This is a genomic window from Stenotrophomonas sp. CASM114 (assembly GCF_049384325.1).
GTDB lineage: Bacteria > Pseudomonadota > Gammaproteobacteria > Xanthomonadales > Xanthomonadaceae > Stenotrophomonas > Stenotrophomonas muris.
Window position 1 is genome coordinate 1 of sequence record NZ_JBMRGJ010000028.1, and the last position, 24,835, is coordinate 24,835.

Here is a 24,835-nt window from a genome sequence, read left to right on the forward strand (position 1 = left end):
CGTGCCATCACGGCAATGCCGGCCAGCGGCCGGCACTACCGGTGAGGCAACCGCTGTGATCAGCGCTGCTCGGCGGCGACCAGCTCGGCCAGCTGCACGGCATTCAGGGCGGCGCCCTTGCGCACGTTGTCCGATACGATCCACAGGTTCAGACCGCGCGGGTGCGACAGGTCCTCACGGATGCGGCCGACGTACACCGCGTCGGTGCCCGAGGCGTGGGTGACCGGGGTCGGGTAGCCACCGGCCTCGTGACGGTCCACCACTTCGATGCCCGGCGACTGCTCCAGCAGCGCACGTGCTTCGGCCACGGTGACCTTGTCGCGGGTTTCGATCGCCACCGACTCGGAGTGGCCGTAGAACACCGGCACGCGCACTGCGGTCGGGTTCACCAGGATGCTGTCGTCGCCGAGGATCTTGCGGGTCTCCCAGATCAGCTTCATTTCTTCCTTGGTGAAGCCGTTGTCCTGGAAGTCGTCGATGTGCGGGATCAGGTTGAAGGCGATCTGCACCGGGAAGCGCTGCGGATCGATCTCCTGGAAGCTCAGCAGCTGGCCGGTCTGCTTGCCCAGCTCCTCGGTGGCCGAACGACCACCGCCGGACACCGACTGGTAGGTGGAGACGTTGATGCGCTCGATGCCGTACTTGCGGTGCAGCGGCGCCAGCGCCACCAGCATCTGCATGGTCGAGCAGTTCGGATTGGCGATGATGCCGCGCGGACGGTTGGCGACCTGTTCCGGGTTGACTTCGGACACCACCAGCGGCACGTCATCGTCGTAACGGAAGGCCGAGGAGTTGTCGATCACCACCGCACCTGCGGCGGCGAACTTCGGTGCGTATTCCTTGGACACGCTGCCACCGGCCGAGAACAGCGCGATCTCGACGCCGGCCGGATCGAAGGTGGCCAGGTCCTGGACCGTGACCTTCTGGCCGTTGAACTCGATCTCGCCACCGGCCGAACGCTCGGAGGCCAGGACGCTCAGGGTACCGACCGGGAAATCACGCTCGGCCAGGATCGACAACATGGTCTCGCCGACGGCGCCGGTGGCACCGACGACGGCGACGTGGAAACTGCGCTGTGCATTGCTCATGGGGGAACTCTCACGAAAACGGGAATGGGGAAAAACACGCACGACAGCTGGGTTCGGGGAACCTCCTCAAGCGGGGCGCGCGGAGGTTCCCTATCGTTTCCCGGTTTTTTTGCCCAGCGTCACGCGCGCGGCCATCGCCGCGTCAGCGTTGATCGCGCTCGGCATCCGCGACGGGCCGCCGTCCAGGCCGAGCCCGGCAAGCAGATTATCCACGGCCAGCTGTACCATCGCCGTGCGCGTGGCCAGCGAGGCGCTGCCGATATGCGGAGTGAGCACGACGTTGCGCAGCGCCAGCAGTTCCGGGCGTACCGTTGGCTCGCCTTCGTACACATCCAGACCCGCCGCAGCCAGGCGACCGTTGGCCAGCGCATCGGCCAGCGCGATCTCATCGACCAGGCCACCGCGGGCGATATTCACCAGCGTCGCCGACGGCTTCATCTTCGCCAGTACGGCGGCATCGATCAGATGATGCGAGGCCGGCGTGTACGGCAGCACCAGCAGCAGGTGGTCGGACTGTGCCAGCAGCGTATCCAGGTCCACATAGGTCGCGCCCACTTCCGCCTCGGTCGCCGCCGGCAGCTGCGAACGGTTGTGGTACAGCACCTTCATGCCGAAACCGTGCGCGCCGCGACGGGCGATGCCCTGGCCGATGCGGCCCATGCCAAGGATGCCCAGCGTGCTGCCGTGGATATCGGCACCGAGCATGGTCTGGAACGACCACTGCTGCCACTGCCCTTCGCGCAGCCAGCGCTCGGACTCGGTGATGCGGCGCGCGGTGGCCATCAGCAGGGCGAAACCGAGATCGGCGGTGGTTTCGGTCAGGACGTCCGGTGTGTTGCTGGCCAGGATGCCGGCCGCGCTGAGCGCGTCGACGTCCAGGTTGTTGTAGCCCACCCCGACATTGGCGATCACCCGCAGCTGCGCGGCGCCGGCCACCTGGGCCGCGCCGATGCGCTCGTTGAGCGTGATGATCGCGCCGTCGGCGCTGGCCAGTTGTCCGGCGATCTGGTCCGGCGCCCAGGCGGTGACGGTGTCGGTGCTGCGCAGCTGCACGCGATCGCGCAGCGGCGCGATGGCCGCGTCGATCAGCGGCTGGCTCACCCACACGGTCGGCCGCGTGTCAGCCATCGATCTGCCCGGGAATGCGCGGGGTGATCGTGCCGACATCGCCGCACTGCGCGCGGTGGCGCAGCGCCTGGTCCATCAGCACCATCGCTACCATCGCCTCGGCGATCGGGGTGGCGCGGATGCCGACGCAGGGGTCGTGGCGGCCGGTGGTGACCACCTCGACCACGTTGCCGGACGTATCCAGCGACGGGCCCGGCAGGCGCAGGCTGGAGGTCGGCTTCAACGCGATCGAGGCGACCACCGGCTGGCCGGTGGAAATGCCACCGAGGATGCCACCCGCATGATTGCTGGCGAAGCCCTGCGGGGTCAGCAGGTCGCGGTGTTCGGTGCCCTTCTGCGCGGCGCTGGCGAAACCGTCGCCGATCTCCACGCCCTTCACCGCGTTGATGCTCATCAGCGCGGCAGCCAGTTCACCGTCGAGTTTGCCGTAGATCGGCTCACCCCAGCCCGGCGGCACATTGTCGGCGACCACGTCCACGCGCGCGCCGACCGAATCTCCGGACTTGCGCAGCGCGTCCATGTACGCCTCCAGTTCGGGCACCTGTGCAGCATGCGGCCAGAAGAACGGGTTGTCTTCCACTGCCGACCAGTCGAAACCGGCCGGGGTGATGTCGCCCAGCTGCGACAGGTAGCCACGCACGGTGACGCCGAAGCGCTCGGCCAGCCACTTCTTGGCGACCACGCCAGCGGCCACGCGCATGGTGGTCTCGCGTGCCGAGGAACGGCCGCCACCGCGCGGGTCGCGGATGCCGTACTTGTGCCAGTAGCTGTAGTCGGCATGGCCCGGCCGGAACTGCTGGCCGATGTTGGCGTAATCCTTGCTGCGCTGGTCGGTGTTGCGGATCAGCAGCGCGATCGGGGTGCCGGTGGTCAGACCCTCGTACACGCCGGACAGGATCTCGACCTCGTCGGCCTCGCGCCGCGCCGAAGTATGCCGGCTCTTGCCGGTGGCGCGGCGCTGCAGGTCGTGGGCGAATTCGGCCGCGTCCAGCGCCAGCCCCGGCGGGCAGCCATCGATCACGCAGCCGATGGCCGGCCCGTGCGACTCGCCGAACGTGGTGACGGTGAACAGCTTGCCGAACGAATTGGAGCTCACGGGCGCTGCGCCGCCAGTTCGGTGATGCGTGCGCTGTGGGCGATCAGCTCGCGGCATTCAACCGCGAAGATACCCATCTGGCCGACCTTGAATTCGATCCAGGCGAAATCGACTTCCGGCAGCAGCTTGACCAGATGCTGCTCGGATTCGCCCACTTCACAGATCAGCAGGCCGTCCTCGCTCAGGTGCAGCGGGGCATCGCGCAGGATCTTCAGCACCAGGTCCAGGCCGTCGTCGCCGGCACGCAGGCCCATCTCCGGCTCGTAGGAGTATTCCTGCGGCAGGGCATCGGTCTCGTCGTTGGTGACGTATGGCGGATTGGTGACGATCAGGTCGTAGTGGCGGCCGGACAGGCCGTTGAACAGGTCCGACTTGATCAGGGTGACGTTGTGCGCCTGCAGGCGCTCCTTGTTTTCTTCGGCCAGCGACAGTGCATCGTCGCTCAGGTCGACGCCGTCCACCTGCCAGTTCGGGTAGTAGTGGCCCATGGCGATGGCGATGCAGCCCGAACCGGTGCACAGATCCAGTGCACGGTACACGTCGCGGCCGGCCAGCCACGGCTCGAAGCCGCATTCGATCAGTTCGGCGATCGGCGAGCGCGGTACCAGGGCGCGCTTGTCGCTCTTGAAGCTCAATCCTGCAAACCAGGCCTCACCGGTCAGGTAGGCGGCCGGGATGCGTTCATCGATGCGGCGCTGGAACAGCTCCAGCACGCGCAGCTTTTCGGCCTGCAGCAGGCGCGCCTGGCCGTAGGCCGGGCCGAGGTCGTGCGGCAGGTGCAGGCTGTGCAGCACCAGCTGGGTGGCCTCGTCCAGCGCGTTGTCGTAGCTGTGCCCGAAGGTCAGCCCGGCTTCGTTGAAACGGCTGGTGCCGTAGCGGATCAGATCGATGATCGTGTGGAGTTCGGCGGCCGTTTCAGCGGTCATGGCGGTACTGCGGGCAAAGTGGCCCCCGATTATAGGGGCTGGCGCCCGTGGCGGCATCCGTTGCGGCGGAAACGATTCGGGCCACAGCCGGTATGATGGGGCCCACTTCGCGCGGGAGCCCCCATGTTCAATCGCAACGCCGGCATCATCCTGCTGATCGCCCTGGCGGCGGGTCTCGGCCTGCTGGCCGCCCAGCAGGTGTTCGCGCCGAAGCCGCCGGCCAATGCCCCGGCCACCGAAGCGATCACGCTGTACCCGCAGCCGCGCGAACTGCCTGACTTCAACCTGGCCCAGTCCGACGGCACCCGCCTGATCCCGGGCGAACTGAAGGGCCACTGGACCCTGGTGTTCCTGGGCTTCACCTTCTGCCCGGACGTCTGCCCGACCACGCTGGCCGCGCTGGCCGGCGCGCAGAACCAGTGGGAAGCCCTGCCCGACAGCCTGCGCCCACGCGTGCTGTTCATCTCGGTCGACCCCGACCGCGACAGCGCCACCCGCCTGGGCGAGTACGTGCACGGCTTCCACAAGGACACCCTGGCCGCCACCGCTGACGTTCCCTCGCTGGAGCGCTTCGCCACCTCGTTGGGCTTCGTGTTCCAGAAGGTGCCGGGCAAGCATTTCGACGAGAACCCCGAGGATTACACCGTCGAGCATTCGGCCAGCCTGGCCGTGCTCGACCCGCAGGGCCGCCTCGCCGGCCTGGTACGCCCCCCGTTCAACGCGCCGGCGATCGCCCGCGACCTGCAGAAGCTGACCGAGAAAACCGCCCCATGAGCCTCACCACCGCCCTGACGTATGCCCTGCCCCACCGCCTGCTGTCCTCGATGGCGCGTTCGCTGGCGTACTCGGACGATCCGCGCGTGTCGCGCTGGCTGATCGACACGGTCACCCGCAAGTTCAACGTCAACCTGGACGAAGCGGCCAACCCGGACCCGCGCAGCTATTCGACCTTCAACCAGTTCTTCACCCGTGCGCTGAAGCCGGGCGCACGCGTGGCCGATGCCGATCCGCGCAGCCTGGTGATGCCGGCCGACGGCCGCATCAGCCAGCTCGGCAGGATCGAGGCCGGCCGCATTTTCCAGGCCAAGGGCCAGTCATTCACCGCTGCCGAACTGCTGGGCAGTGACGAGGACGCCAAGCCATACAACGATGGCCTCTACGCCACGGTGTACCTGTCGCCGCGCGATTACCACCGCGTGCACATGCCGTGGACCGGCACCCTGCGTGAGACCGTGCACGTGCCGGGGCGCCTGTTCAGCGTTGGTCCGGCGGCAGTGAACGGCGTACCGCGCCTGTTCGCCCGCAACGAGCGCCTGGTCTGCCACTTCGACACCAGCTTCGGCCCGATGGTCAGCGTGATGGTCGGTGCACTGCTGGTGTCCGGCGTGGAAACCGTGTGGAGCGGCGAGGAGATTCCGCACTACGGCGACCGCATCACCCGCAAGGACTACCGCGGCCAGGGCATCAGGCTGGAGCGTTTCGCCGAGATGGCACGCTTCAACTACGGCTCGACCGTGATCGTGCTGCTGCCGCCGGGCGTGGCCGAATTCGCCCCGCAGCTGGGCGCCGAAAGCCCGGTACAGCTGGGCCAGGCCCTGGCGAAGCTGCGCTGATAAAAAGGGGACGGAGGGGATTAAGTCGTTTATGCATAAACGACTTAATCCCCTCCGTCCCCTTTTTCCACAACGGGATGCCGGCCAGCGGCCGGCACTACCGGTACGCGCGTTACTGCAGGGCCGGGGCCGGGCCGACGTCCATGCCGTCGTAGTCTTCCACGCCCTTCTCCGCGGCCAGCGCTGCGAATTCCTGGTTGCGACGGTCCAGCGAGGCTTCGTCGTGGATCTCCACGCGCTCCACATGCAGCACGTGGAACGGCGCGTCACCCTCTTCCGGATCTTGTTCGAACAGTTCCACGAAGGTGTAGCCCTGCGCCTGCAGGTGCTCTGCCAGTGCCTGCAACGGCTCAGCAGTGGAGTGCACGAAGAAGTACCCCCACAGCAACGGGCCGTTGATGTCCCAGTCGGTGTTTTCGCGGAGGTTGGCGAACAGGTTGCGGGTGTCTTCGAGATCCATGCGGGTTCCAGGGGTCGGGGGAATTACTTGTCGCAGCCCTGCAGCTTCAGCGTCTGGCCGTGGCGCAGGCTGTAGGCCGGGGCGTTCAGGCCGTTGGCGCGGGCCAGGGTCGGCACGTCGCACTGGAACTTCGCCGCGATGGCGCCCAGGGTCTCGCCCTTGCCCACCTTGTGGCTGCGCACCGGCTTCGGGCGCGCGGCCGGCGCCGGGCGAGGCGTCGCCACCGCCGCCACCGGCGTGGTCGGCACACTGGTGGAGGCCGCAGCGTCGGCCACCGGCACCACGCCGCCCACGGCGACGCTGCCGGTGTAGCTGGCCGCGGTCGGGCGCTTGATCGCCGCGTTCAGATCGGCGGTGATCAGCGTGCGGGCCAGGTCGGCACGCGGGCCACTGACGCAGTTGCGCTGGTACAGCCCGGCGATGCGGGTGGTGGCGTTGATCAGGGTGCCGGCCGGAATCCAGCCATCGGCTTCATAGCGCGGGTTGAGGTTGCGCAGCGCGCGCATGTAGCCATCACGGGTGCCGTGGCTGCCCAGGCAGATGGTCAGTTCATAGATGGTGGTGGACTTGGCCAGGCGCAGCGTGGCCGGCTGCGCGCTGATCTTCGGGAACTCCACGCCATACTGCTGCGGGTGCAGGAAGATCCAGGCCGCGGCAATCACCATCGGCACATAGTCCTTGGTCTCGCCCGGGAACTGGTTGTAGACACTGTCGGTCCAGAAGCTCTGGCCGGCGCTCTGCTTGAACACGCGTGCGGCACGGCCTTCGCCACCGTTGTAGGCGGCCACCGACATTTCCACGTTGTTGTTCAGTTCGCGCAGGCGTTCGTTGAGGTAGCTGGCGCTGGCCTCGGCGGCGCTGCGCGCATCGAAGCGCGTGTCGAAGCCGGTGCCATCCGGGCCGAGGCCGAAGCGACGGCCAGTGGCCGGCATGAACTGCATCAGGCCGGCGGCGCCGGCACGCGAGGAGGCGTGCACGCGGCCGTTGGATTCCTTGGCCATGATGCCGAACAGCAGCGCCTCGGGCAGGCCACGCTTCTCCCACTCCGGCCACATCACCGCGCGCAGGTTCTGGTAGTTCTCGTAGCTGGTCAGCAGCGCAGGACGCATGTCGGTCAGCCAGCGACGGATGCCGGCCTGCACCGCCGGGTTGTACTCGACCATGCTGTCGAAGGCGTGCCGCTTGTCGTTCAGCAGCGCGGCAGCGCGCGCGGCCTCGGGCACGTCCGCGGTCAGCGGGCCGATGTGATCCGGGTCGGCTTCCAGGCGGTCACCCCCCTCGTCGGCCACGTCATCGCTGGCAGCCGCATCGGCGTCGTGCTTGAGCAGGCGCTTGTAGCTGGCCAGCAGGGTGCCCATCTGGCAGCCCTTCTGCTTCACGCAGTCGTTGAGGACATCTTCCATGTCCTCCAGCGCGGCGTCGGCCTCGTTGCTGCCCTTGGGGTCGGCATTGGCGACCAGCAGCAGGGCGTCGCTGTAGCGCTTTTCGGCGACGGTCATGCGCTGCTGCAGCGCATCCACCTTCACCTTGTCCCGGGCCGAAACCCGCTGCGCATGGGCGTCGGGCGCCAGGGAAACCAGGCCGGCCAGGGCCAGCAGCGGCCAACCGCGGGAAATCAGGACAGGAACGGGCATTGATGGCACTGTGTGCGAAACAGGCAGGCAGAGTAGCGGCGCCGCCAAGGTCCGGGCAAGCCGACCTTCGGACCGTCACTGCCGGCGGTTAACATTGGGCTATTCATCACAAGGGCTGGACCATGGATCCGATTCTGCTCGGCAAAGGCATTACCGACGATATTGCCGTCACCCTGCTGCCGAAACTCGGCAACCGCCACGGCCTGGTGGCCGGCGCCACCGGTACCGGCAAGACCGTGACCCTGATGACGCTGGCCGAGGGCTTCTCGCGACTGGGCGTGCCGGTGTTCCTGGCCGATGTGAAGGGCGATGTCTCCGGCCTGGCCGTGCCCGGCAGCGGCGCCGAGAACCTGCTCCAGCGTGCCGCCGAGATCGGCGTGGCCGACTATGCGCCGGCCGCCAGCCCCACCCTCTTCTGGGACCTGTACGGCAAGCTGGGCCACCCGGTGCGCACCACCGTCAGCGAAATGGGCCCGACCCTGCTGGCGCGCATCCTCGAGTTGAACGACACCCAGTCCGGCGTGCTCGACATCGTGTTCAAGCTGGCCGACGACCGCGGCCTGCTGCTGCTGGACATGGACGACCTGCGCGCCCTGCTCGGCCTCGTCGCCGAGGAGCGCAAGGACATCTCCACCGAGTACGGCCTGGTCAGCGCGCAGTCGATCGCCGCGATCCAGCGTTCGGTGCTGCGCCTGGCGCAGGACGGTGGCGAGCACTTCTTCGGCGAACCTGCGCTGGAGCTGGCCGACATCATGCGGGTCAACCACGACGGCCGCGGCATGATCGGCATCCTCGCCGCCGACCAGCTGGTACTCAAGCCCAAGCTGTACTCCACCTTCCTGCTGTGGCTGCTGTCGGAGCTGTTCGAGCAGCTGCCGGAAGTGGGCGACCTGGACAAGCCGAAGCTGGTCTTCATCTTCGACGAGGCGCACCTGCTGTTCGACGATGCGCCGCCATCGCTGGTGCAGCGCATCGAGCAGGTGGTGCGCCTGATCCGCTCCAAGGGCGTGGGCGTGTATTTCTGCTCGCAGTTCCCCGACGACGTGCCAGGCAACATCCTCGGCCAGCTCGGCAACCGCGTGCAGCACGCACTGCGCGCGTTCACCCCGCGCGACCAGAAGGCGGTGAAGACCGCGGCCGAAACCTTCGTGCCGAACCCGAAGCTGGACGTGGCCAAGGTACTGAGCCAGCTCGGCACTGGTGAGGCCCTGGTCTCCACGCTGCAGGACAAGGGCATCCCGATGCCGGTGCAGCAGACCATGATCGCGCCGCCACGCTGCCGGATGGGGCCGATCACCGAAGCCGAGCGCGCCCAGGTGCGTGCCGGCAGCCCGGTCGGCAGTCGCTACGACACCGCGATCAACCGCGAATCGGCCGCCGAACTGCTGGCCCAGCGTGCACAGAAGACTGTCGAACAGGCGCAGGCGCCGGCCGCGCGCAGCCGCGAACAGGACGAAGCGCAGGAAGGCGGTTTCGGCCAGGCGATCAAGGATGCGATCTTCGGCACCAAGCGCCGCCAGGGCATGATCGAGACGATGGCCAAGCAGACCACGCGCACCGTCGGCACCAAGCTGGGCAACCAGATCGTGCGCGGCATCCTGGGTGGCATCTTCGGCGGAAAGCGTTGATCTGCCACGGCCGGGGTCAGAGCCCTTTCCGCTGGAAAGGGATCTGACCCCAGGGTCGGATCCCCCGCCAGGGAGGGCTCCGACCCCACTCCCCGTTCGTCATCCGGAAAAGAAGTCGTATTGCATGTCGCGTTGGCGCCCCCCCGCAGAAAAAAGCACGGCACTGATCACCGCCTCCGGGCATGCCCGGCTGAAGGCCGAACTGGATGAGCTGTGGCGCGTGCGCCGCCCGGAGGTGGTGAAGGCACTGGCCGCGGCCGCCGCGGAAGGTGACCGCTCCGAGAACGCTGAATACACCTATCGCAAGAAGCAGCTGGGCGAGATCGACCGTCGCGTGCGCTACCTGACCAAGCGGCTGGAATCACTGCGCGTGGTCGACACCACGCCGACCGACCCGCTGGCGGTGTTCTTCGGCGCATGGGTGGAACTGGAGAATGTGGACAGTGGCGAGACCAGCCGCTATCGCATTGTCGGGCCGGATGAGACCGATGCCGGGCTGGGCTGGATCAGCATCGATTCGCCGTTGGCGCGGGCGCTGCTGAAGAAGCGACTGGATGATGAATTCTCGGTGGAGCTGCCCGGCGGGCAATTCACCTTTGCGGTGATCGGGGTGGAGTACGCGCCGTTGTAGAGTCGAGTCATGCCCGACCTCGCTGCCGTTGTAGAGCCGAGCCCATGCTCGGCTGATGGGCAAACGCAGCCGAGCATGGGCTCGGCTCTACAACGGCGGCGGGTATGTGCGCCCTGCGCGCAACGGGCGGAAATACTCGGCATTGCGATAGAAGGCGGAATCCTGCACGCCGTGCCAGCCAGGAACACCGGCCAACGGCAGGGGCCGCAGCTGCAGCGGATCGGTCACTGCCCTGCCTTCGGCAATGGCCGCAGTCACCGCGTCAACGCAGGCAGCATCGGCATCACCCTGCACCACCACGCACTTGCCCACCAGCAATCGCCCCGGCAGCAGTGCCTGTTCCATCAACGCGTGCCCGAATACGGTGGCAATGGCGATGTCACCGCTCTGCCAGCGCGTTGGCTCGAACATCGCAGGCCAGTCATGGCCATCCCACGCGCGCAGCAACGTGACATCACCCACACGCACGATCACGCCGGTTTCGTCGAACTGGGTCAAGGCGGCCTGCGCGCGGTTGCGCTGGCCGGGTGGCATGGCTTCGATATGCCGGCACTGCTGCACGTTGAGTGCCCGCTTGAGCTTTGGGTGGGAGGCCCACACCAGCGCGTTGAACAGGTCGTGCCAGTTGTCGGCACGGGTGGCGATGCGCCCCTGCGCGATGCGGGCCTCGTAGTGCAGGCCATCGGCCAGCAACGCGGCATCCTGTTCGACCAGCTGCCAACCCGGCAGGGACAGGCGTGCGTCAAGCGCCGCGATGGACGGCCAGTGGGGGCCATCCAGCAGATCACGGAAATCCTGCAGCCCGGCAAACAGCGGCTGCGCGAACACCTGCGGATCGATCGCCGCACGTGGCGGCGGTACGAAGCGCCGGACGCCGCCCCCGTCACTGGCGGCGGTCGTCGCTGCGGTCACAGCATCTTGAGGTCGAATGCCGGGCGGGTAGCGGCGGGCAGCGCGTCACCGTACAGGTCGTGCTCGTCGCTCTCGGTGATTTCCACGTCGACGAATTCGCCCACGCGCAGCGGCACCTGGTCGGCGTTCTGGATGTGCACCAGTCCGTCGATCTCCGGCGCATCGGCCCTGGAACGGGCCACGGCGATATCGCCTTCGATGGCGTCGACCAGGCACTGCTGCACGGTGCCGATCTTGGCCTCCAGGCGTGCGGCGGAGATCTGCGCCTGCTTCTCCATGAAGCGGGCCAGACGCTCCTGCTTCACTTCCTCCGGGACAGCATCGGGCAGATCGTTGGCGGTGGCCCCCTCGACCGGCGAATAGGCGAACGCGCCCACGCGATCCAGCTGCGCTTCGTCGAGGAACGACAGCAGTTCTTCGAACTCGGACTCGGTCTCGCCCGGGAAGCCGACGATGAAGGTCGAACGCACGGTGATGTCCGGCGCGATACGGCGCCAGTTCTGCACGCGCTCCAGGGTCTTCTCGACCGCACCGGGGCGCTTCATCAGGCGCAGGATGCGCGGACTCGCATGCTGGAACGGGATGTCCAGGTACGGCAGAATGCGGTTCTCGGCCATCAGCGGCACCACTTCGTCCACGTGCGGATACGGGTAGACGTAGTGCATGCGCACCCACGCATCCAGCTCGGACAGGCCTTCGCACAGCGCCTTCAGGCGGGTCTGGTAGGCCTTGTCGCGCCACATCTTTTCGGCGTACTTCACGTCCACGCCGTAGGCAGAGGTGTCCTGCGAAACCACCAGCAGCTCACGCACGCCACCACGCACCAGGCGCTCGGCTTCGCGCAGCACCTCATCCACCGGGCGCGAGACCAGCTTGCCGCGCATCGACGGAATGATGCAGAAGCTGCACTTGTGGTTGCAGCCTTCGGAAATCTTCAGGTAGGCGTAATGGCGCGGGGTCAGCTTGATGCCGTAGTCGGGCACCAGATCCACGAACGGATCGTGCTTGGGCGGCAGTGCTTCATGCACCGCTTCCATCACGCTCTGGTAATCCTGCGGGCCGGACACCGCCAGCACGTTGGGGTACGCCTCGCGGATCTGCTCAGGGCGCTTGCCCAGGCAGCCGGTGACGATGACCTTGCCGTTCTGGTTCATCGCCTCGCCAATGGCATCCAGCGACTCGGTCACCGCCGAATCGATGAAGCCACAGGTGTTGACCACCACCACGTCGGCCGAATCGTAGGACGGGACGATGTCGTAGCCTTCCGAGCGGAGCTGGGTGAGGATGCGCTCGGAATCGACGAGGGCCTTCGGGCAGCCAAGGCTGACGAAGCCGACTTTGGGGTTCAGCTGGGACATGGAATCGCGGGACTCTGGGGGCCTGGGCCCCTGCCGGCATGGCAGGGGTACCTGGGGGCCGGGGCCTGAAAGGGCGCCAGTATACCGGGCTTCGGGCCAGCGCCCTGAATCGCCGCTGCCGCCTGCGGCGCCTGGCCCGTGAAGGGTCAGTACCCGGTCATATCCAGCACCACTGCAACCGCCCGGTCTCAGCCAGCGGCTGCTTCAATGGGCAGCGCTTCTTCCACCTCGATCGCCTCGAACCGGTAAAGTGCCCCGAACTTCAAGGCATACGCATCCAGCGGCGATACCGGGATCACCATCTGCGGAAGAAGGTTCTCGCCCTCCGGCCGGAAATGCAGATTGACCACCCCCGACTGCTCCACTGCGCGGGTCAGCAGGACAAGACGTGCGTTGAACTTCATGTTGGATCTCCAAAAAAAGGGCCGCATCCACCGGCGGCCCGAACGGTTTTCATGCAGGGCACCCACCGCGACGGGCAGGTGCACGGGTCACCACACGCCCATGCGCACGCGCAGGCGTCCGGCTTCGTCATAGACCCGCCAGTTGCCATCGCTGTACTCGGTACGACGCCCGCCACCGGGGGCACTGACACTGAACGCGTCGGCCACCACATCGAAACGCGAGACCTGGCCGCTGGACGCCAGTTGAACGCCCCCTACCCGGCCATCTGCACGGACGTTGACCGACCACTGCGCAGAAGACTCGGTGCCTCCGGCCGACCAGGTGGGCGGGGCGGTTGCTGCCGCGTCCACCTGGCTGAGCATCGGGCGGAACATCCAGAAATAGGGCGTGTTTCCACCGGTGCCGATCACGATCACGCGAAAGCGAGCGAAGGTCGCCGTGGCGGGCGCCTTGGTGATCAGGAACGTGCGCGTCAAGCGGTCGAGCGTGATCGGGGTTCCGGTATCGCTCCTCACGCCCGGGCTGTGCACCAGCCCCAGGTGATTGCCGGCCGCATCGAAGAACGTCATCTCCAGCTTGGCTTCCACGCGATGGGTATTGATCCAGGCCGACGCGCAATAGGTCTTGCCGCCTTCGATGGCGATGTCGTACTCGGTTCCCCACCATGCCATTTCGCCTGCTGCGACGACGCCAGGCGTCACCGCGCCCAGCCCGAAGATCCCCTGCGGATGCCAGCTGTCATCGCCGGTGGGGTTGCCCAGTTCGGTCCACCGCCCGTTCGGATTACTGCCCCAGCCCCACCCCGAGCGCTGCCAGAAGGGGAACGTGGTGTTCATCAGCAGGTTGCCACCGGCGCCCAGATTCTTGACCTGCGCCTGCATGCTGGTGACCACGGCTGCATCCGCCTTGCCACCCAGTGAGGCCTGCACGCCATCGATCCGCCCGGACAGCGCAGTCAGTTGCGTACCCTGCTGGCTGACCTGGCTGTTCAGCTGCGAGAAGCCGCTGGCCGATACATCGCCCACCTGGGTCTTGAGCTGGGTCAGGTCACGCGCGGTGGTGTCCAGCTTGGTGCCCTGCTGGCTTACCGAGGTGCTCAGCCCCGTGATGGCCGAGGCATTGGCATCGTTGGCCACCTGGTCGGTGATGTCATAGACCTGGACGCTGTCCACCCGCACCTGACCGTTGTCGGGATGAACATAGAGGTTCAAGCGCCAGGCATCGATGCCGCTGTTGAAGGCATCGAAGTCGAACGATCGGGTCTCGAACGCCTCCACCGCGAACACGGCACGCAGATCCTGGTAGGACTGCTGGCCTGCCGCATTCTTGCGATATATCCGCACCAGCAGATTGTTGGCGCCGCCAGAACCGCAGGCGCGGACGATCACCCGCAGGCGGCGCGCGCCGTTGATCGGCACCCATTTGCCACCGTTGGCCTGCAGGGTCGGATTCACGTTCGTGTAGCGGTTGAGCAGCACACCTGGGCGTCCGTCGCCGTTGACCGTACTCCACACCGCCCCATTGGCCGCCGCCGATGCCGTCCACCCCCCCAGCCCTTCGGCGAAGTCGGGATTGGGCAGCAGGCCGCTTCCGGTGTTGAGCACGCCCTTCAGCCCGCTGGACAGGTCGGTGAGCTGCTGCGCCTGCGCGTCGACCTTCGTGCCCTGCTGATCGACTTTGGTGGTCAGCGCGGTCACCGCGGTGGCCGTGGCAGCGGCGCTCTGCTGCGCGGCGTAGGCGTCGGTGACATCGATCATGCGGATGTCGTCCACCTGCACGCGCACGCCCACTTCGCGCGCACCACTTCCTCCCGGAATGCTGACCAGCATCCGCCACTTCGCCGCAGACGCGGCGGTGTCCAGGTAACCGCTGACCTTGGTCCAGCCATCCCTGCGCAGCGAGGCCAGTGCGTAAGCCTGCAAGGGCCACGAATTCTCCGCGTTGGCTTCGTTGGTGGTCTGCCAGCCCACCCGGATGGAACCACCGGTCGGCTGGATACTGTCCGGATGCAGGCGGGCGTAGTACTCCACATAGATGCGGCGATTGCCGGTGATGGGGGTCCACTGCCCGAGGTACAGGTCCGCATTGGTGTTCGGACTGGTGTTGGCCGCAACGTTCACATCCAGACCGCGCTCACCGGTCCGGCGAGCATCGGCGCGGGCGGTGTAGATCGTGCCCGCCGCACTGCCCAGCAGCTGGCCATCCTGGAACGTTTCGAACGCACCCAGCGGGAACAGGCTGTCGCTGCCATTGAGGACCGACTGCACGTCCGACTGCAGCTTGAGCACACTGGACGCACTGCTGGTGACACGATCGCCCAGCTGCACCACGTCGCTGCGCAGGTTGGCGATGGCCGTCGCGTTGCCGGCGATGTCCTGCGCATCGGTGATGTCGTAGAACTCGATCCGGTCGAACAACACCTTGCCGCCGGCGTTGGTCAGATGCACCTGCGGCATGATCTCGTTGCGATCCTGCGCGGCAGACCATTCGGCCGTGTAGGTTTTCCAGGACGCATCGGACAGGTTCAGCGTCACGTCGGCATGGCTTTCACTCACCCCGCTGGTCCGCACGCGCAGCCGGCAGACCAGGGTCGCCGTCGCATCGTCGAAGGCGCGGGCGACCATCACCAGGCGGTACCGCCGCGACCTGCCGGCAACAACGGGCAGCCACCGCGCGTCATTGGCCGTGATGGCCGGGTTCTGCCCGGCCTGCGGCCCATGCGTCATCAGCAACGCATCACCACTCTGGCCCGATGCCTTCACCCACTCCACGGTGTTGGCCGACACGGTACGGGTCAGCGTCCACCAGGCGGCACTGCCAGCAAAGTTACTGTTGCGCAGCACGTTGTCGCTACTGGTCACCGAGGTGTCGACCCGCGCGGCCAGGCTGGTCAGGCTGTCGGCGGCGGACACCAGGTCGGTACCGAGCTTGCTGACGTCGGTGCGCAGCCCGGTCAATGCGTCCGCATTGCTCCGCGCCGTACGATCGAGCATCGACGAATCCTGCGATCCGGTCGGCACGCCATTGAGCACGGTGACGGTCATTTCCACCCACATGCCAGTACGGCCGGTCTCCGGCAAGGGCGACAGGATCTGCCTGCCACCGCCGGCACCACTCCTGCGCCGCCCGATCATCACCAGCATCCGCGACCCCGACAGGGCCGCCAGGTTTTCCTGTGACAGGCCCGCGTCCAGCAGGCGGGTGCGCAGGCCACTGGTGTCGCTGTTGCTGGCACTACTGATCGCCCCCACTGCATCGGACGTATAGGCAATGAAGTACTGGTTGTCCTTCAGCGTCTGGTCGTACCAGGTGTTGAAGCGGGCCGACTCGCTCTGCAGATTGCCATGGGTATCGAACACCGCCGTATCGGTGATGCTGTTGTCCGCATTGATGATGCCCACCCGCAGCCCCCGGTTGGCGCCCATGCCCGGCACGATGCTGCCATTGGCACGGTACACACCCGATGCTCGGGGGCCACCGGTGGGCCAGGCGAGGATATGTGCGTTGGCGATGATGTTGTAGGCCACCATGTTGCCGATGCCCGAGGCCAGCCGGGTGACGTCCTCGGCGGCACTGCTCAGCTTGCCATCGATCTGTTCCACCCTGGTCGACAGGCCGCTGACCGCCGCAGCGTTCGCGTCGACATCGGTCACATCCTCCACCCACAGATCGTCCAGCCACAACGTGCCGGCCGTGCCATTGCGATTGATCGTGACCTTGATGCCCTGCACCGTGCCGGTAGGCGGCAACGTCACGAAGGTCTCGGTCTTGACCCAGTCCGCCGATTTCGGGAACGACTGCGTGGCGCCGCCCATCAGGTTGCCGTTGTGGTCGGCGACGCGCAGCTTGGTATTGTCGGCGGTGCCGTCGAAGTCCTCGCTGGTCCGCGTCCAGCACGACACTCGATAGCGACGGCCGGCGGTCAGGGTGATGACACGCCCCTCATTGACCGCGGCGCTGACCACCGTATTGCTTCCGCCCGCATAGGGCTCCGCCTTCCAGCACAGGCTGTTGCCGCGGCCCTCGCGCACCACCGATGCTGCGGTGGTGTTGAAGAACGTCCAGCCGGTGCCAGCGCCCAGGTTGAAGTCGCCATTGAGCGCGAGGTTGCTGCCCGCGCCCATCACCGCTTCCATGCGACTCTTCAGCTGCACCAGGTCCTGGCTGCTGCTGGTAACCCGGCCATCGAGCTGCCCGACTTCGGTCTTCAACGCATTGAAGGCGCTGGATCCGATCTTGTCACCCATCGTGGCATCGAGGCTGTCCACGCGCCGCCCCAGCGCGGTGTCAGCGGTCACCATCGCCTGCTGCAGGCTGCTGACACTGGCACCGGTGGCCAGCGCGCCGGTGCCTGCCGGCATCCGTGCCTGTAGTGCCTGGATCGACTGCGCGTTGACCTGGTCGCCACTCAGCCGTGCGGTCTTCTCGGCCGCGATCAGGCCCTGGCTGACCCCTGCCAGGTCACCGCCCTCGTAGCTGCCGCGCAACTGCACGGCCAGCGACTCGCGCCGGCCCGCTTCGCTGCTGTCTGCTGCGACGCGTGCAGTGGCTTCGTCCTGCAACATGGCCACCGACGCACCCGGCGTCGGGCGACCGATCGCCACCCAGTCCAGCAGGAAGTAGTCGGCATCGGTCTGCGCTTTGGACAGATCCAGGCGGATCTGGTCGACGATGGTCCCGTTCCATGGAATGTTGTCCACGTCCAGCGTCGCGATGCCGTTGCTGTCATAGCTTGGCTCCGCGAACTGCACCATGCGTGCGTTGTCCCACGACTGGCCGGGACCATTCCACAGCAGGCGCCCGTCCCAGGCAGGACTGCCCACCTTGCGGATGCGCAGCTTGACGAAGCGGTGCGCCGCGCCCTGGACATCCTGGCCGCGCGGGCTCGTCACGAAGGCGTCGCTGGCATGGTTGGCCGGGCGCAGCCAGCCCTCCACCAGCGTTGGACTGCCGCCATTCGCGCCCCAACCTTCCACGCTGCTGTCGAAGTACCAGATGCGCTTGCTGTCGAACTGCACGCCACTGCCTGCCGACAGCTGGCTCACCATGCGGGTCAGGTTCTCCACATCCGACCGGCGCTCGCTGGTTTCGCGGGTCACCGCCGTGGTCAGCTCGGTGCGGGTATTCAGATCGCCGGCAGCACGGTCCAGCACTTCGCGCGCCAGGCCATCGGTGTTCGCCTTGAGCGCCTGCGCCTGCTGGTCCAGCCGTTCGGCCTGGCCGGCAAGTCGTTGGGCGCTGGCGGTGATCTGGTCCTGCAGGCGCAGCGATTCGCTACGCAGCGCCTCGGCTGCACGGGTGGCGGCGGCCAGGTCGCTGTCGATGCGGGCGTTGATTTCCTTGCCCAGGTCCTGCTTGACCGATTCGACCACACCGCCGATTCCCTCCAGCGTCTGCCCGGTATTGCGCCCCAGCGAGCGTCGCAGGTAGCGGGCACCGACGGACAGCACGCCAGCGGTGTTGCGACTGCGGCACGCAAACGTCCAGCTGCCCGCCTCTGGCAATACGGCTTCGATTGCGGAGGTGAAGAAGCCACCGGCATCGCCCAGCGGGGTCATGTGCTCCCACAGCGGGTTGTCGATACTGCCGGCGGTATAGCGGATTTCCACGCCGGCGAAATCAGCCGACTGCACGGTGTCGCCGGAGAAGCCCCACACATACCGGCGCACGCCACCGCTGAGCTCTTCGATGTCGAACAGATCGACCAGGACCGGCGGCGCATCGGCACCCAGCGTGGTGTACTGGGTGGACACGGCAACGCCGGCACGGCCATCGGGGCTGTACGGACGAACGACCACCGGATAGGTACCCGCTCCGGGAATCGCCCAGCTCGCTGATCGCGTGGTGGTGCGTGCCACTTCCTCCAGCGCGGCATTGCCGTCTGGATCGGACAGGACCCGCGTTTCGCCGGTGGGTCCACTGATATCGAAGCTGGCCTGCAGTTCGGTATGCACGCTGCCACCCCGGCTGACCTGGCGCTCGACCACCTTCAGATTGCTGGCCACCGGCCGGATCTGCAGCGAGGATTCATTCGACGGCGGCACATACTGCCCGGTCCGCACGTAGTGCCAGAACTCGGGCCCCTCCTGCACCACCTCCACAGCGGCGCCCTTCAGGTCACCTTCCGGGCGGATGCCGGTCACGCGCACGCGGGTACCCGGCGTCTGCTTGAAGTCGTAGATCCAGATCGTGTCGTGTGCAGGATTGCCGTCGTTGTGGCCCGGCAGCGGTGCATCTGCCGGCCACGGATCGGCCAGCACCAGCCTGTCACTTGGCTCAGCGCCCGGAACCACGCGCAGTACGCGGTAGACACGCTCGCCTGGAATACGCAGGCCGATGAACGCACTGCCCAGCGAAGGTGCCGGGACCGTCTCGTCCAGTTGCAGCGTGGCAACGCCTGCAGCGTCGACGGCGGCATCGATCAGGCGGCCACCGAAGCCCCACTGGGTCAGGTCGTGCTGCAACGCCAGTACCGACAACCGCGAGTAGGCCAGGTGCTCGATGTCGGTGCTGTAGCTGATCGACTTGTATTGATAGACGCTCTGCGCCAGATGCCAACGCGCCAGCATCGCGGCATGGGCTTCGGAGCTGACGCCCTCACCGGTGATCTTGGCCGGATTGAGCATCACCTCCACGCCCGGCGCCGGCACGCGCAGCGTCGCCGCCTTCCAGGTGCGGCGGTCCAGGTAGCTGTACTCGATGCCGTCGGCAGCGTTGGCCAGGGTGTAATCGACCTGGAACTGGCCCTTCTTGATCGTGGCCATGTTGACCACGCCGGACAGGGGCTGCTCATCGGCCGCCCAGGCCACGCCCAGCCGGCCCTTGGCCCAGGTCACCTGGCCGAAGCCGGCCAGCGCGATGGCGTCGAGCACTGCCTGGTGGCTGCGCACCTCGGTCAGCCAGTAGTCGTAGCCCAGCGCGTTGTCCGCGCAGTGCAGCATGAAGGCTTTCAGGCTTTCGATATCGATGCGCCGGTCGGCCATGCCCAGGCCGGCGATGCGCTTGCCGTTCTCATCATGGATGCCACGCGCGTAGGCCAGGATCTGTGCGCCCGGGTTGCTGGTTTCCTCGGTCACCCAGCCGGCCGCTTCACCCTTCCACACCGGAATCGGTCGCGCATGAGCCACGCAGCGGATCTCATCCGGGGTGCCATTGAGCTGGCCGGACGCCTTCATCTGCAGGCCGATGGCAGGAATTCCGGCATGGCTGGCGTCGTCGCGCTGCACGCTGACCAGCGTGGTCCAGGTGAAATTCGCCTGCGCGCCACTGCCATCGGTGTTCTGCCCGGCCACGCGTACGCGCACGTCGTACTGGCCCAGCTCCACGTCGCGGCCGTAGCTGACGCGGCGCGCCTTCTGCGTGCGTCCCACGACGCTGTAATTGCCGAACGACTGCCAGGCATCGGAGCCGACCGGCCGGTACTGGATCTGGATCTGCTCGCGGTTGTCCTTGTCCTTGCCCTTGGACGTGGTATCCCACAGCCGGAACTCGATGTTCACCTGCAGGCGCAGAGAGTCAGCGGAGCTGGTGCGCTCCACCCACGGGCTGGCCACGTGCTTGGCATCGCTGCCGGTATCGAGCAGCTGCGCGCCTTCAATCACATCAGCGTTGCTGTACAGCGGAATCGCTTCGTCGGGCATCTGCGGGAAGCCGCGGAACCAGGTGCGCACGCCTTCGTAGCTGGACAGCGCCGAATCACCGTTCTGCAGGGCCTCCACCCGGCCAACGTTGATGCCCGGGCTGAGGGTCAGGCCGACATACTGCTCATCGCCCTCGAACCAGGTATAGGGGCGGCTGATCAGGTCCGGAGCGAGGCGCGTGGAACCGAACAGCAGGCCCAGCGGTTCATAGGCACGCACACGGTTGCGCGGCGCTGCCAGGGAATACGCAGTGTCGGCGACACCGCCACCGCCACCTGCACGGGGAGGCTTCGGGCCCAGCACCTTGTTGATCAGCACGCTGCCGGCAACATAGACCGCCGACGCCAGCGCGGTGCCGTAGGTGGCGCTGAGCCCCGCAACGGCGCCTGCGCCCCAGGCGGAACCGGCCACCAGCGTGCCGATGCCGAAGGTGAAATAGGTCAGCGCGATCATCGCCACCAGCGGAATCACCGCCTTGCCCACCACGCTGCGCACTTCGATCAACTGGCCATGGCGCGGTCGCGTGTGCATCCACTGCTCGCGCGGCACCTCCAGCCCGTCAACGCAGACCTGCCATGCGCGGCCATCGAGCCCGTCTACATGGCGCATGAGGAATGCGTACAGGCTTTCACCCGGGCGCAGTTCGACCGGCACGTTGCGCTGGCCATCCAGCAGCACCGGGTGCGGGGTGATGATGAGGCGGCCGTCGACCGCCGGTTGTGGTGTCAGTTCCATGCGTAGTATCCCTCGATCCTCAGCCCAAATCCGGGCAGGTCACGAACGCGGTGCAGCACGCTGCAGCCGTTCGTTTCGTTGCTGTGCAAGACCCAGCCCTCATGAGCCAGGAAAAAGAAAACCCCGGCGTGGCCGGGGTTGTGTTGTCCGCGTTCGATCATCAGTACCAGGTCGCCGTCCTGTGGAGGGCCCTCGCGAGGTACCGCCTGCGCGCGCGACAATGCGCCCAGCTCGGCCGAGCCGCGCCGCCCGCGCGGCCGGCGTCCGGGCAGTGCCACTTCACGGGCGAACAGCGCCCGCTGCACCTGCATCACCAGGTCGGCGCAGTCGCACGCCGCTTCGTCATAGGGGATGCCCACCCATCGCTCGACGTCGACCAGGCGCATCAGAAGATTCCCGGCAGCGTGAACGGATTGGCATGCAGCAGCACGGCCTGCTGGCGCATCAGGAAGTCGACACCACACTGGGCACTGACCGTGCGCGTGTTGACCGACACCTGGGTCATCGGCAGGTCGTACTCGGCCTCGATGGCATCCGGATCGGCGCGATCGGTCAGCATCAACCGAGCGGTCACCATCTCTCCGGGGGCAAGCCCTTCCAGGTCCTCGGTGAGTGCGCGGCCGATGTTGTCGATCACCAGCTGCGCGCGCGGTGCCTGTCCACTGACATCGTCGGGAAGCTGGAAGCCGAACGGTGCGGCAATGAACTCCTTGCCGTTGCTGGTCCAGTTGACGTTGTCGTTGACGATCCGCAACACCTCCGGCATCGACGGCGCCGACACTTCCAACAGCATCAGCGGTCCCTGGGTGTCGGCCAGGCGCTGGCGGCGCTCATGGAAGGAACTCATCGCATGTACTCCAGTACAAGATCGCGCTTGGAGAAGCGGAACCGGGTGTTCAGTGGCACCAGGCGGCCGATGCCCTGCGGGAAGCGGGCGCTGATCGGCTGCCCGGTCCGCGGGTGCTCCATCGTGAACCAGCCGACGCGACCGACATCGTGCAGGTACCACGCTTCGAATGCCTCGGCGTCAGCCGCGGTGCGGAACTGCACCGAGGCGTACACGTTCTTCATCACCCGGCTGTTGAGCGCGCGCATCTTGCTGGGGCCGCGCTCCATCTCGGTCCGCTCTTCCGAAGCGACGATCTCCTCGCCGTAATCCGCAAAGCGGATTTCTGCATATTCTGGCCAACTGCTCATCCCACTGCCTCCGTCCATCCGTATCGGGCCCGTCCAATGGCGCCCAGCTCACCACCGTTGAGGCTGTCGCCCACGATGTCGATCACCAGTCGCCGTACTTCGCTGCCATCGGGCATGCGCTGCCGCTCTTCCCGGGTGTTGACCCGGCTTTCGCCGTAGTTGTTGATTTCCACATTCATCCCACCCTCGCCGGCACGGGCGATCGGTACCTGCACATAACCCCCGCTATCACCACCGGACAGGCCATTGCCGGTTCGCAGCGAAGTGCGCAGGGCGAAGAATGCCGATGGGCCGCCGAGCGCAGCCATGTCTTCCTGGCTGAGCACGCCCTCGCCCTTGTGGACGATGCCGGCCGGCTCGTACTTGCCCCCTGGGCCCGTGTACCCGCCGATGGAAAAACCGGTGATCTTCGGTCCGAACATCTGCCCGATCGAACTGATCAGCCCACTGACCATCTGTTTGGCTGCCACGCGCGCCAGATCGGCGATGATCGAGTCGGCGAGGTCGGAGAAGGACAGCTTTCCGGTCTGGGCAAACTTGACCAGACTGTCTTCCAACCCGCCCAATGCATTACTGAAGACGCCGTGGCTCAACTCGGCGGCATTGGCCGCGGCATCGGCATAGTCCTCGAACGCCCGCATTGCGCCGTTCTTCCAATCGGACTGGTATGCCTTCTTGTTCTCCTGGAACTCTGCCTCGCGTTGCAGTGACTGTTCATGGAATGCATCGAGCTCGGCCAGCCGGGCTCTGTAGCGCTCCGACTCGATGACCTTGCCGTCCTCACCACGCGACTCGTCGTCCAGCGCGCGCTTTCGATTGTCCCGATCCTCATCCAGAGCGGAACGGCGTTGCATGCGATCCACGCTCGCTGCGCCATGGCCGATGCCGAACAGCGCCTGATCGTTGCCGCGCTGCTGTGCATGCGCCGCCTGCTGGAGCTCCCGCTGCAGCTTCAGCAGATCCTGCTGGGCCTTCTTCGACGCTTCAGCGGCTGCCGCTTCCTTGGCCAGGGCCACCGCGGCGTCCAGCGAGGCCTTCACCCGCAGTTGCTTCTGCTCGCTGAGCTTCTTCTCGGCATGCTCCATCTCGTCAAGGAGGGTGACCTGCAGCTTTTCCGCCTCTGTCATCCCCTCCTTCAGCTTCTGCCGCACCCGGTCCTGGGCGATCTGCTTCTCGATGCGATCCATCAGCCCGGCGTACGCATCAGCCTGCTCGTGCACGCCCCTGACCGACTGCTGGGCGGCCTGCTGCTGTTCGCGGAACTGGGCCTTGCGTTCGATGTCGGCCTTCTTGCGCGCGGCATCCCTGTTGAACTCTGCGCGCTGGGCCGGGTCCATCTTGTCCGGGCCGCCCCTTGCGTTGATCTCCGCGCCGCGTTCAGCCATCCAGGCCGCGTACTCGCCACGGGTCAGCCGGATCCACTCGACCTCGTCCCGCCACGCCTCTCCGCGCATGGCGCCCAGCATGCCGTTGAAGGCATCGGTCGCCTTCAATGCGTTCCATTGCGTCGCACCCAGAGACGCGATGAGCTGGTCAAGCGTCTGGTTGTCCACGTTCTGGATGGCCGCGGCAATCGCATTGAACAGCTTCTCGTCGAGGGCGCCCCTGATCGTTTCTTTCAGGCCCCGGAACTTCTCCTGGACCGGCGCGACCTCCGCCTGGAACGCTTCCAGGTTCGCCCTGGCCTTCTCCAGCTCGGCGTAGTCCGAGGCTGCACTCAGGCCCGCCCCTTCCCGTCCCGATCGCTGGCCATGACTCACTCGGCCTTCCCAATGGACGACCGAGCCCTGCAGCGCCTTCTCGCGTGCCTCCAGCTCGCGCAGCGCCCTGGCCTGCTCATGCAGCGTGGCGACCGCCTGCTCCAGGGGCAGCGTGCCCGCGCCCATGCCCAGGCCGGCCTGGTCCATCGAGAACGACATCTGCTGCAGCGACTGCATCTGCTCCTTGTACTCGCTGCGCGCACGTTCGGACGCCTTGACCATGTCCAGGTACGCTTCGCCCAGCTTCTGCACCGACGCGATGGCGATGCCCCATGGGCCACCGGCGGCCGTCAGCAGGCCGCTACCAAGCTCCTTCAAGCCGCTGCCGAGCACATCGCCGCCGACGTTGGCCTTTGCCTTTGTCGCGGCCTTGCCCGTTGCGCCCTCCGGTGCCGCATGCACGCGCGCCAGCGCGGCGGCCGTCCGCTCGGCCTCCGCGCGCAGTGTCTTGAGATTCTGCGTTGCCAGGCGGCTGGCCTCCGCCATTGCGGTACGGAAGCCCGTCGTGTTGACCCGCAGTACTACGTCTAGATTCTGGTTAGTGGACGCCATACGCGTTCCTCCAAGAATGATGAGGGGCCCCGCAGGGCCCCAGGTTCGATTGCATGCCACGCATCGGAGAAG

General features: G+C 66.7%; 18 protein-coding genes. 4 read left to right on the top strand and 14 right to left on the bottom strand.

Annotated elements, in window-relative coordinates:
* Window positions 1-59 precede the first annotated feature (59 nt).
* From VG566_RS18695 to prmB, 4 genes are all read right to left on the bottom strand, one after another.
* Window positions 60-1,088, bottom strand: a complete 1,029-nt coding sequence (locus VG566_RS18695; protein WP_014647891.1) for an aspartate-semialdehyde dehydrogenase — start codon at window positions 1,086-1,088, stop codon at window positions 60-62.
* A 90-nt stretch (window positions 1,089-1,178) separates the two neighbouring features.
* Window positions 1,179-2,216 (bottom strand): 2-hydroxyacid dehydrogenase, encoded by a 1,038-nt coding sequence (locus VG566_RS18700; protein ID WP_241884333.1) that lies wholly within the window; start codon window positions 2,214-2,216, stop codon window positions 1,179-1,181.
* On the bottom strand, window positions 2,209-3,312 hold the full coding sequence (aroC, locus tag VG566_RS18705; RefSeq protein WP_014647893.1) for a chorismate synthase: 1,104 nt from the start codon (window positions 3,310-3,312) through the stop codon (window positions 2,209-2,211). The genes VG566_RS18700 and aroC overlap by 8 nt, the downstream gene beginning before the upstream one ends.
* On the bottom strand, window positions 3,309-4,238 hold the full coding sequence (gene prmB / locus VG566_RS18710; RefSeq protein WP_014647894.1) for a 50S ribosomal protein L3 N(5)-glutamine methyltransferase: 930 nt from the start codon (window positions 4,236-4,238) through the stop codon (window positions 3,309-3,311). The genes aroC and prmB overlap by 4 nt, the downstream gene beginning before the upstream one ends.
* Before the next feature lie 123 nt (window positions 4,239-4,361).
* On the opposite strand from prmB, the gene VG566_RS18715 reads away from it, so the two are divergent.
* Both VG566_RS18715 and asd read left to right on the top strand, forming a co-directional pair.
* Window positions 4,362-5,012 (top strand): SCO family protein, encoded by a 651-nt coding sequence (locus VG566_RS18715; protein WP_014647895.1) that lies wholly within the window; start codon window positions 4,362-4,364, stop codon window positions 5,010-5,012.
* A complete protein-coding gene (gene asd, locus VG566_RS18720; RefSeq protein WP_075076287.1) occupies window positions 5,009-5,851 on the top strand; it encodes an archaetidylserine decarboxylase in 843 nt (280 codons plus the stop codon). The genes VG566_RS18715 and asd overlap by 4 nt, the downstream gene beginning before the upstream one ends.
* Before the next feature lie 112 nt (window positions 5,852-5,963).
* Here asd and VG566_RS18725 read toward each other — a convergent pair whose 3' ends face one another.
* Together VG566_RS18725 and VG566_RS18730 are read right to left on the bottom strand one after the other, a co-directional pair.
* Complete coding sequence (locus VG566_RS18725) at window positions 5,964-6,311, bottom strand: ribonuclease E inhibitor RraB (protein ID WP_046431838.1); 348 nt, start codon at window positions 6,309-6,311, stop codon at window positions 5,964-5,966.
* A 23-nt stretch (window positions 6,312-6,334) separates the two neighbouring features.
* Window positions 6,335-7,945, bottom strand: coding sequence for a transglycosylase SLT domain-containing protein (locus VG566_RS18730; protein WP_241884332.1), 1,611 nt, complete (start codon window positions 7,943-7,945; stop codon window positions 6,335-6,337).
* Window positions 7,946-8,067: 122 nt separating this feature from the next.
* On the opposite strand from VG566_RS18730, the gene VG566_RS18735 reads away from it, so the two are divergent.
* Both VG566_RS18735 and greB read left to right on the top strand, forming a co-directional pair.
* Window positions 8,068-9,573: a helicase HerA-like domain-containing protein gene (locus VG566_RS18735; RefSeq protein ID WP_046431840.1), complete on the top strand. Its 1,506-nt coding sequence runs from the start codon at window positions 8,068-8,070 to the stop codon at window positions 9,571-9,573.
* A gap of 124 nt (window positions 9,574-9,697) precedes the next feature.
* Complete coding sequence (gene greB / locus VG566_RS18740) at window positions 9,698-10,204, top strand: transcription elongation factor GreB (protein WP_014647900.1); 507 nt, start codon at window positions 9,698-9,700, stop codon at window positions 10,202-10,204.
* Window positions 10,205-10,291: 87 nt separating this feature from the next.
* On the opposite strand, the gene VG566_RS18745 is transcribed toward greB, so the two are convergent.
* The 8 genes from VG566_RS18745 to VG566_RS18780 form a co-directional block, all read right to left on the bottom strand.
* A complete protein-coding gene (locus VG566_RS18745; protein WP_032957474.1) occupies window positions 10,292-11,116 on the bottom strand; it encodes a DUF3025 domain-containing protein in 825 nt (274 codons plus the stop codon).
* A complete protein-coding gene (gene rimO, locus VG566_RS18750; RefSeq protein ID WP_049407526.1) occupies window positions 11,113-12,474 on the bottom strand; it encodes a 30S ribosomal protein S12 methylthiotransferase RimO in 1,362 nt (453 codons plus the stop codon). Before rimO ends, VG566_RS18745 begins: the two co-directional genes overlap by 4 nt.
* A 188-nt stretch (window positions 12,475-12,662) precedes the next feature.
* Entirely contained in the window at window positions 12,663-12,878 is a 216-nt protein-coding gene (locus VG566_RS18755) for a hypothetical protein (RefSeq protein ID WP_041863666.1), read from the bottom strand.
* 87 nt (window positions 12,879-12,965) lie between these two features.
* The gene (locus VG566_RS18760) at window positions 12,966-21,254 is read right to left on the bottom strand and encodes a host specificity factor TipJ family phage tail protein (RefSeq protein WP_241884331.1); all 8,289 of its coding nucleotides are present in this window, start codon (window positions 21,252-21,254) and stop codon (window positions 12,966-12,968) included.
* Window positions 21,245-21,640: a hypothetical protein gene (locus tag VG566_RS18765; RefSeq protein WP_014647904.1), complete on the bottom strand. Its 396-nt coding sequence runs from the start codon at window positions 21,638-21,640 to the stop codon at window positions 21,245-21,247. The genes VG566_RS18760 and VG566_RS18765 overlap by 10 nt, the downstream gene beginning before the upstream one ends.
* Entirely contained in the window at window positions 21,640-22,101 is a 462-nt protein-coding gene (locus VG566_RS18770; protein WP_014647905.1) for a DUF1833 family protein, read from the bottom strand. Before VG566_RS18770 ends, VG566_RS18765 begins: the two co-directional genes overlap by 1 nt.
* Window positions 22,098-22,451, bottom strand: a complete 354-nt coding sequence (locus VG566_RS18775) for a hypothetical protein (RefSeq protein ID WP_014647906.1) — start codon at window positions 22,449-22,451, stop codon at window positions 22,098-22,100. Before VG566_RS18775 ends, VG566_RS18770 begins: the two co-directional genes overlap by 4 nt.
* Entirely contained in the window at window positions 22,448-24,763 is a 2,316-nt protein-coding gene (locus tag VG566_RS18780; protein WP_069116152.1) for a phage tail tape measure protein, read from the bottom strand. Before VG566_RS18780 ends, VG566_RS18775 begins: the two co-directional genes overlap by 4 nt.
* Between the last annotated feature and the right edge of the window lie 72 nt (window positions 24,764-24,835).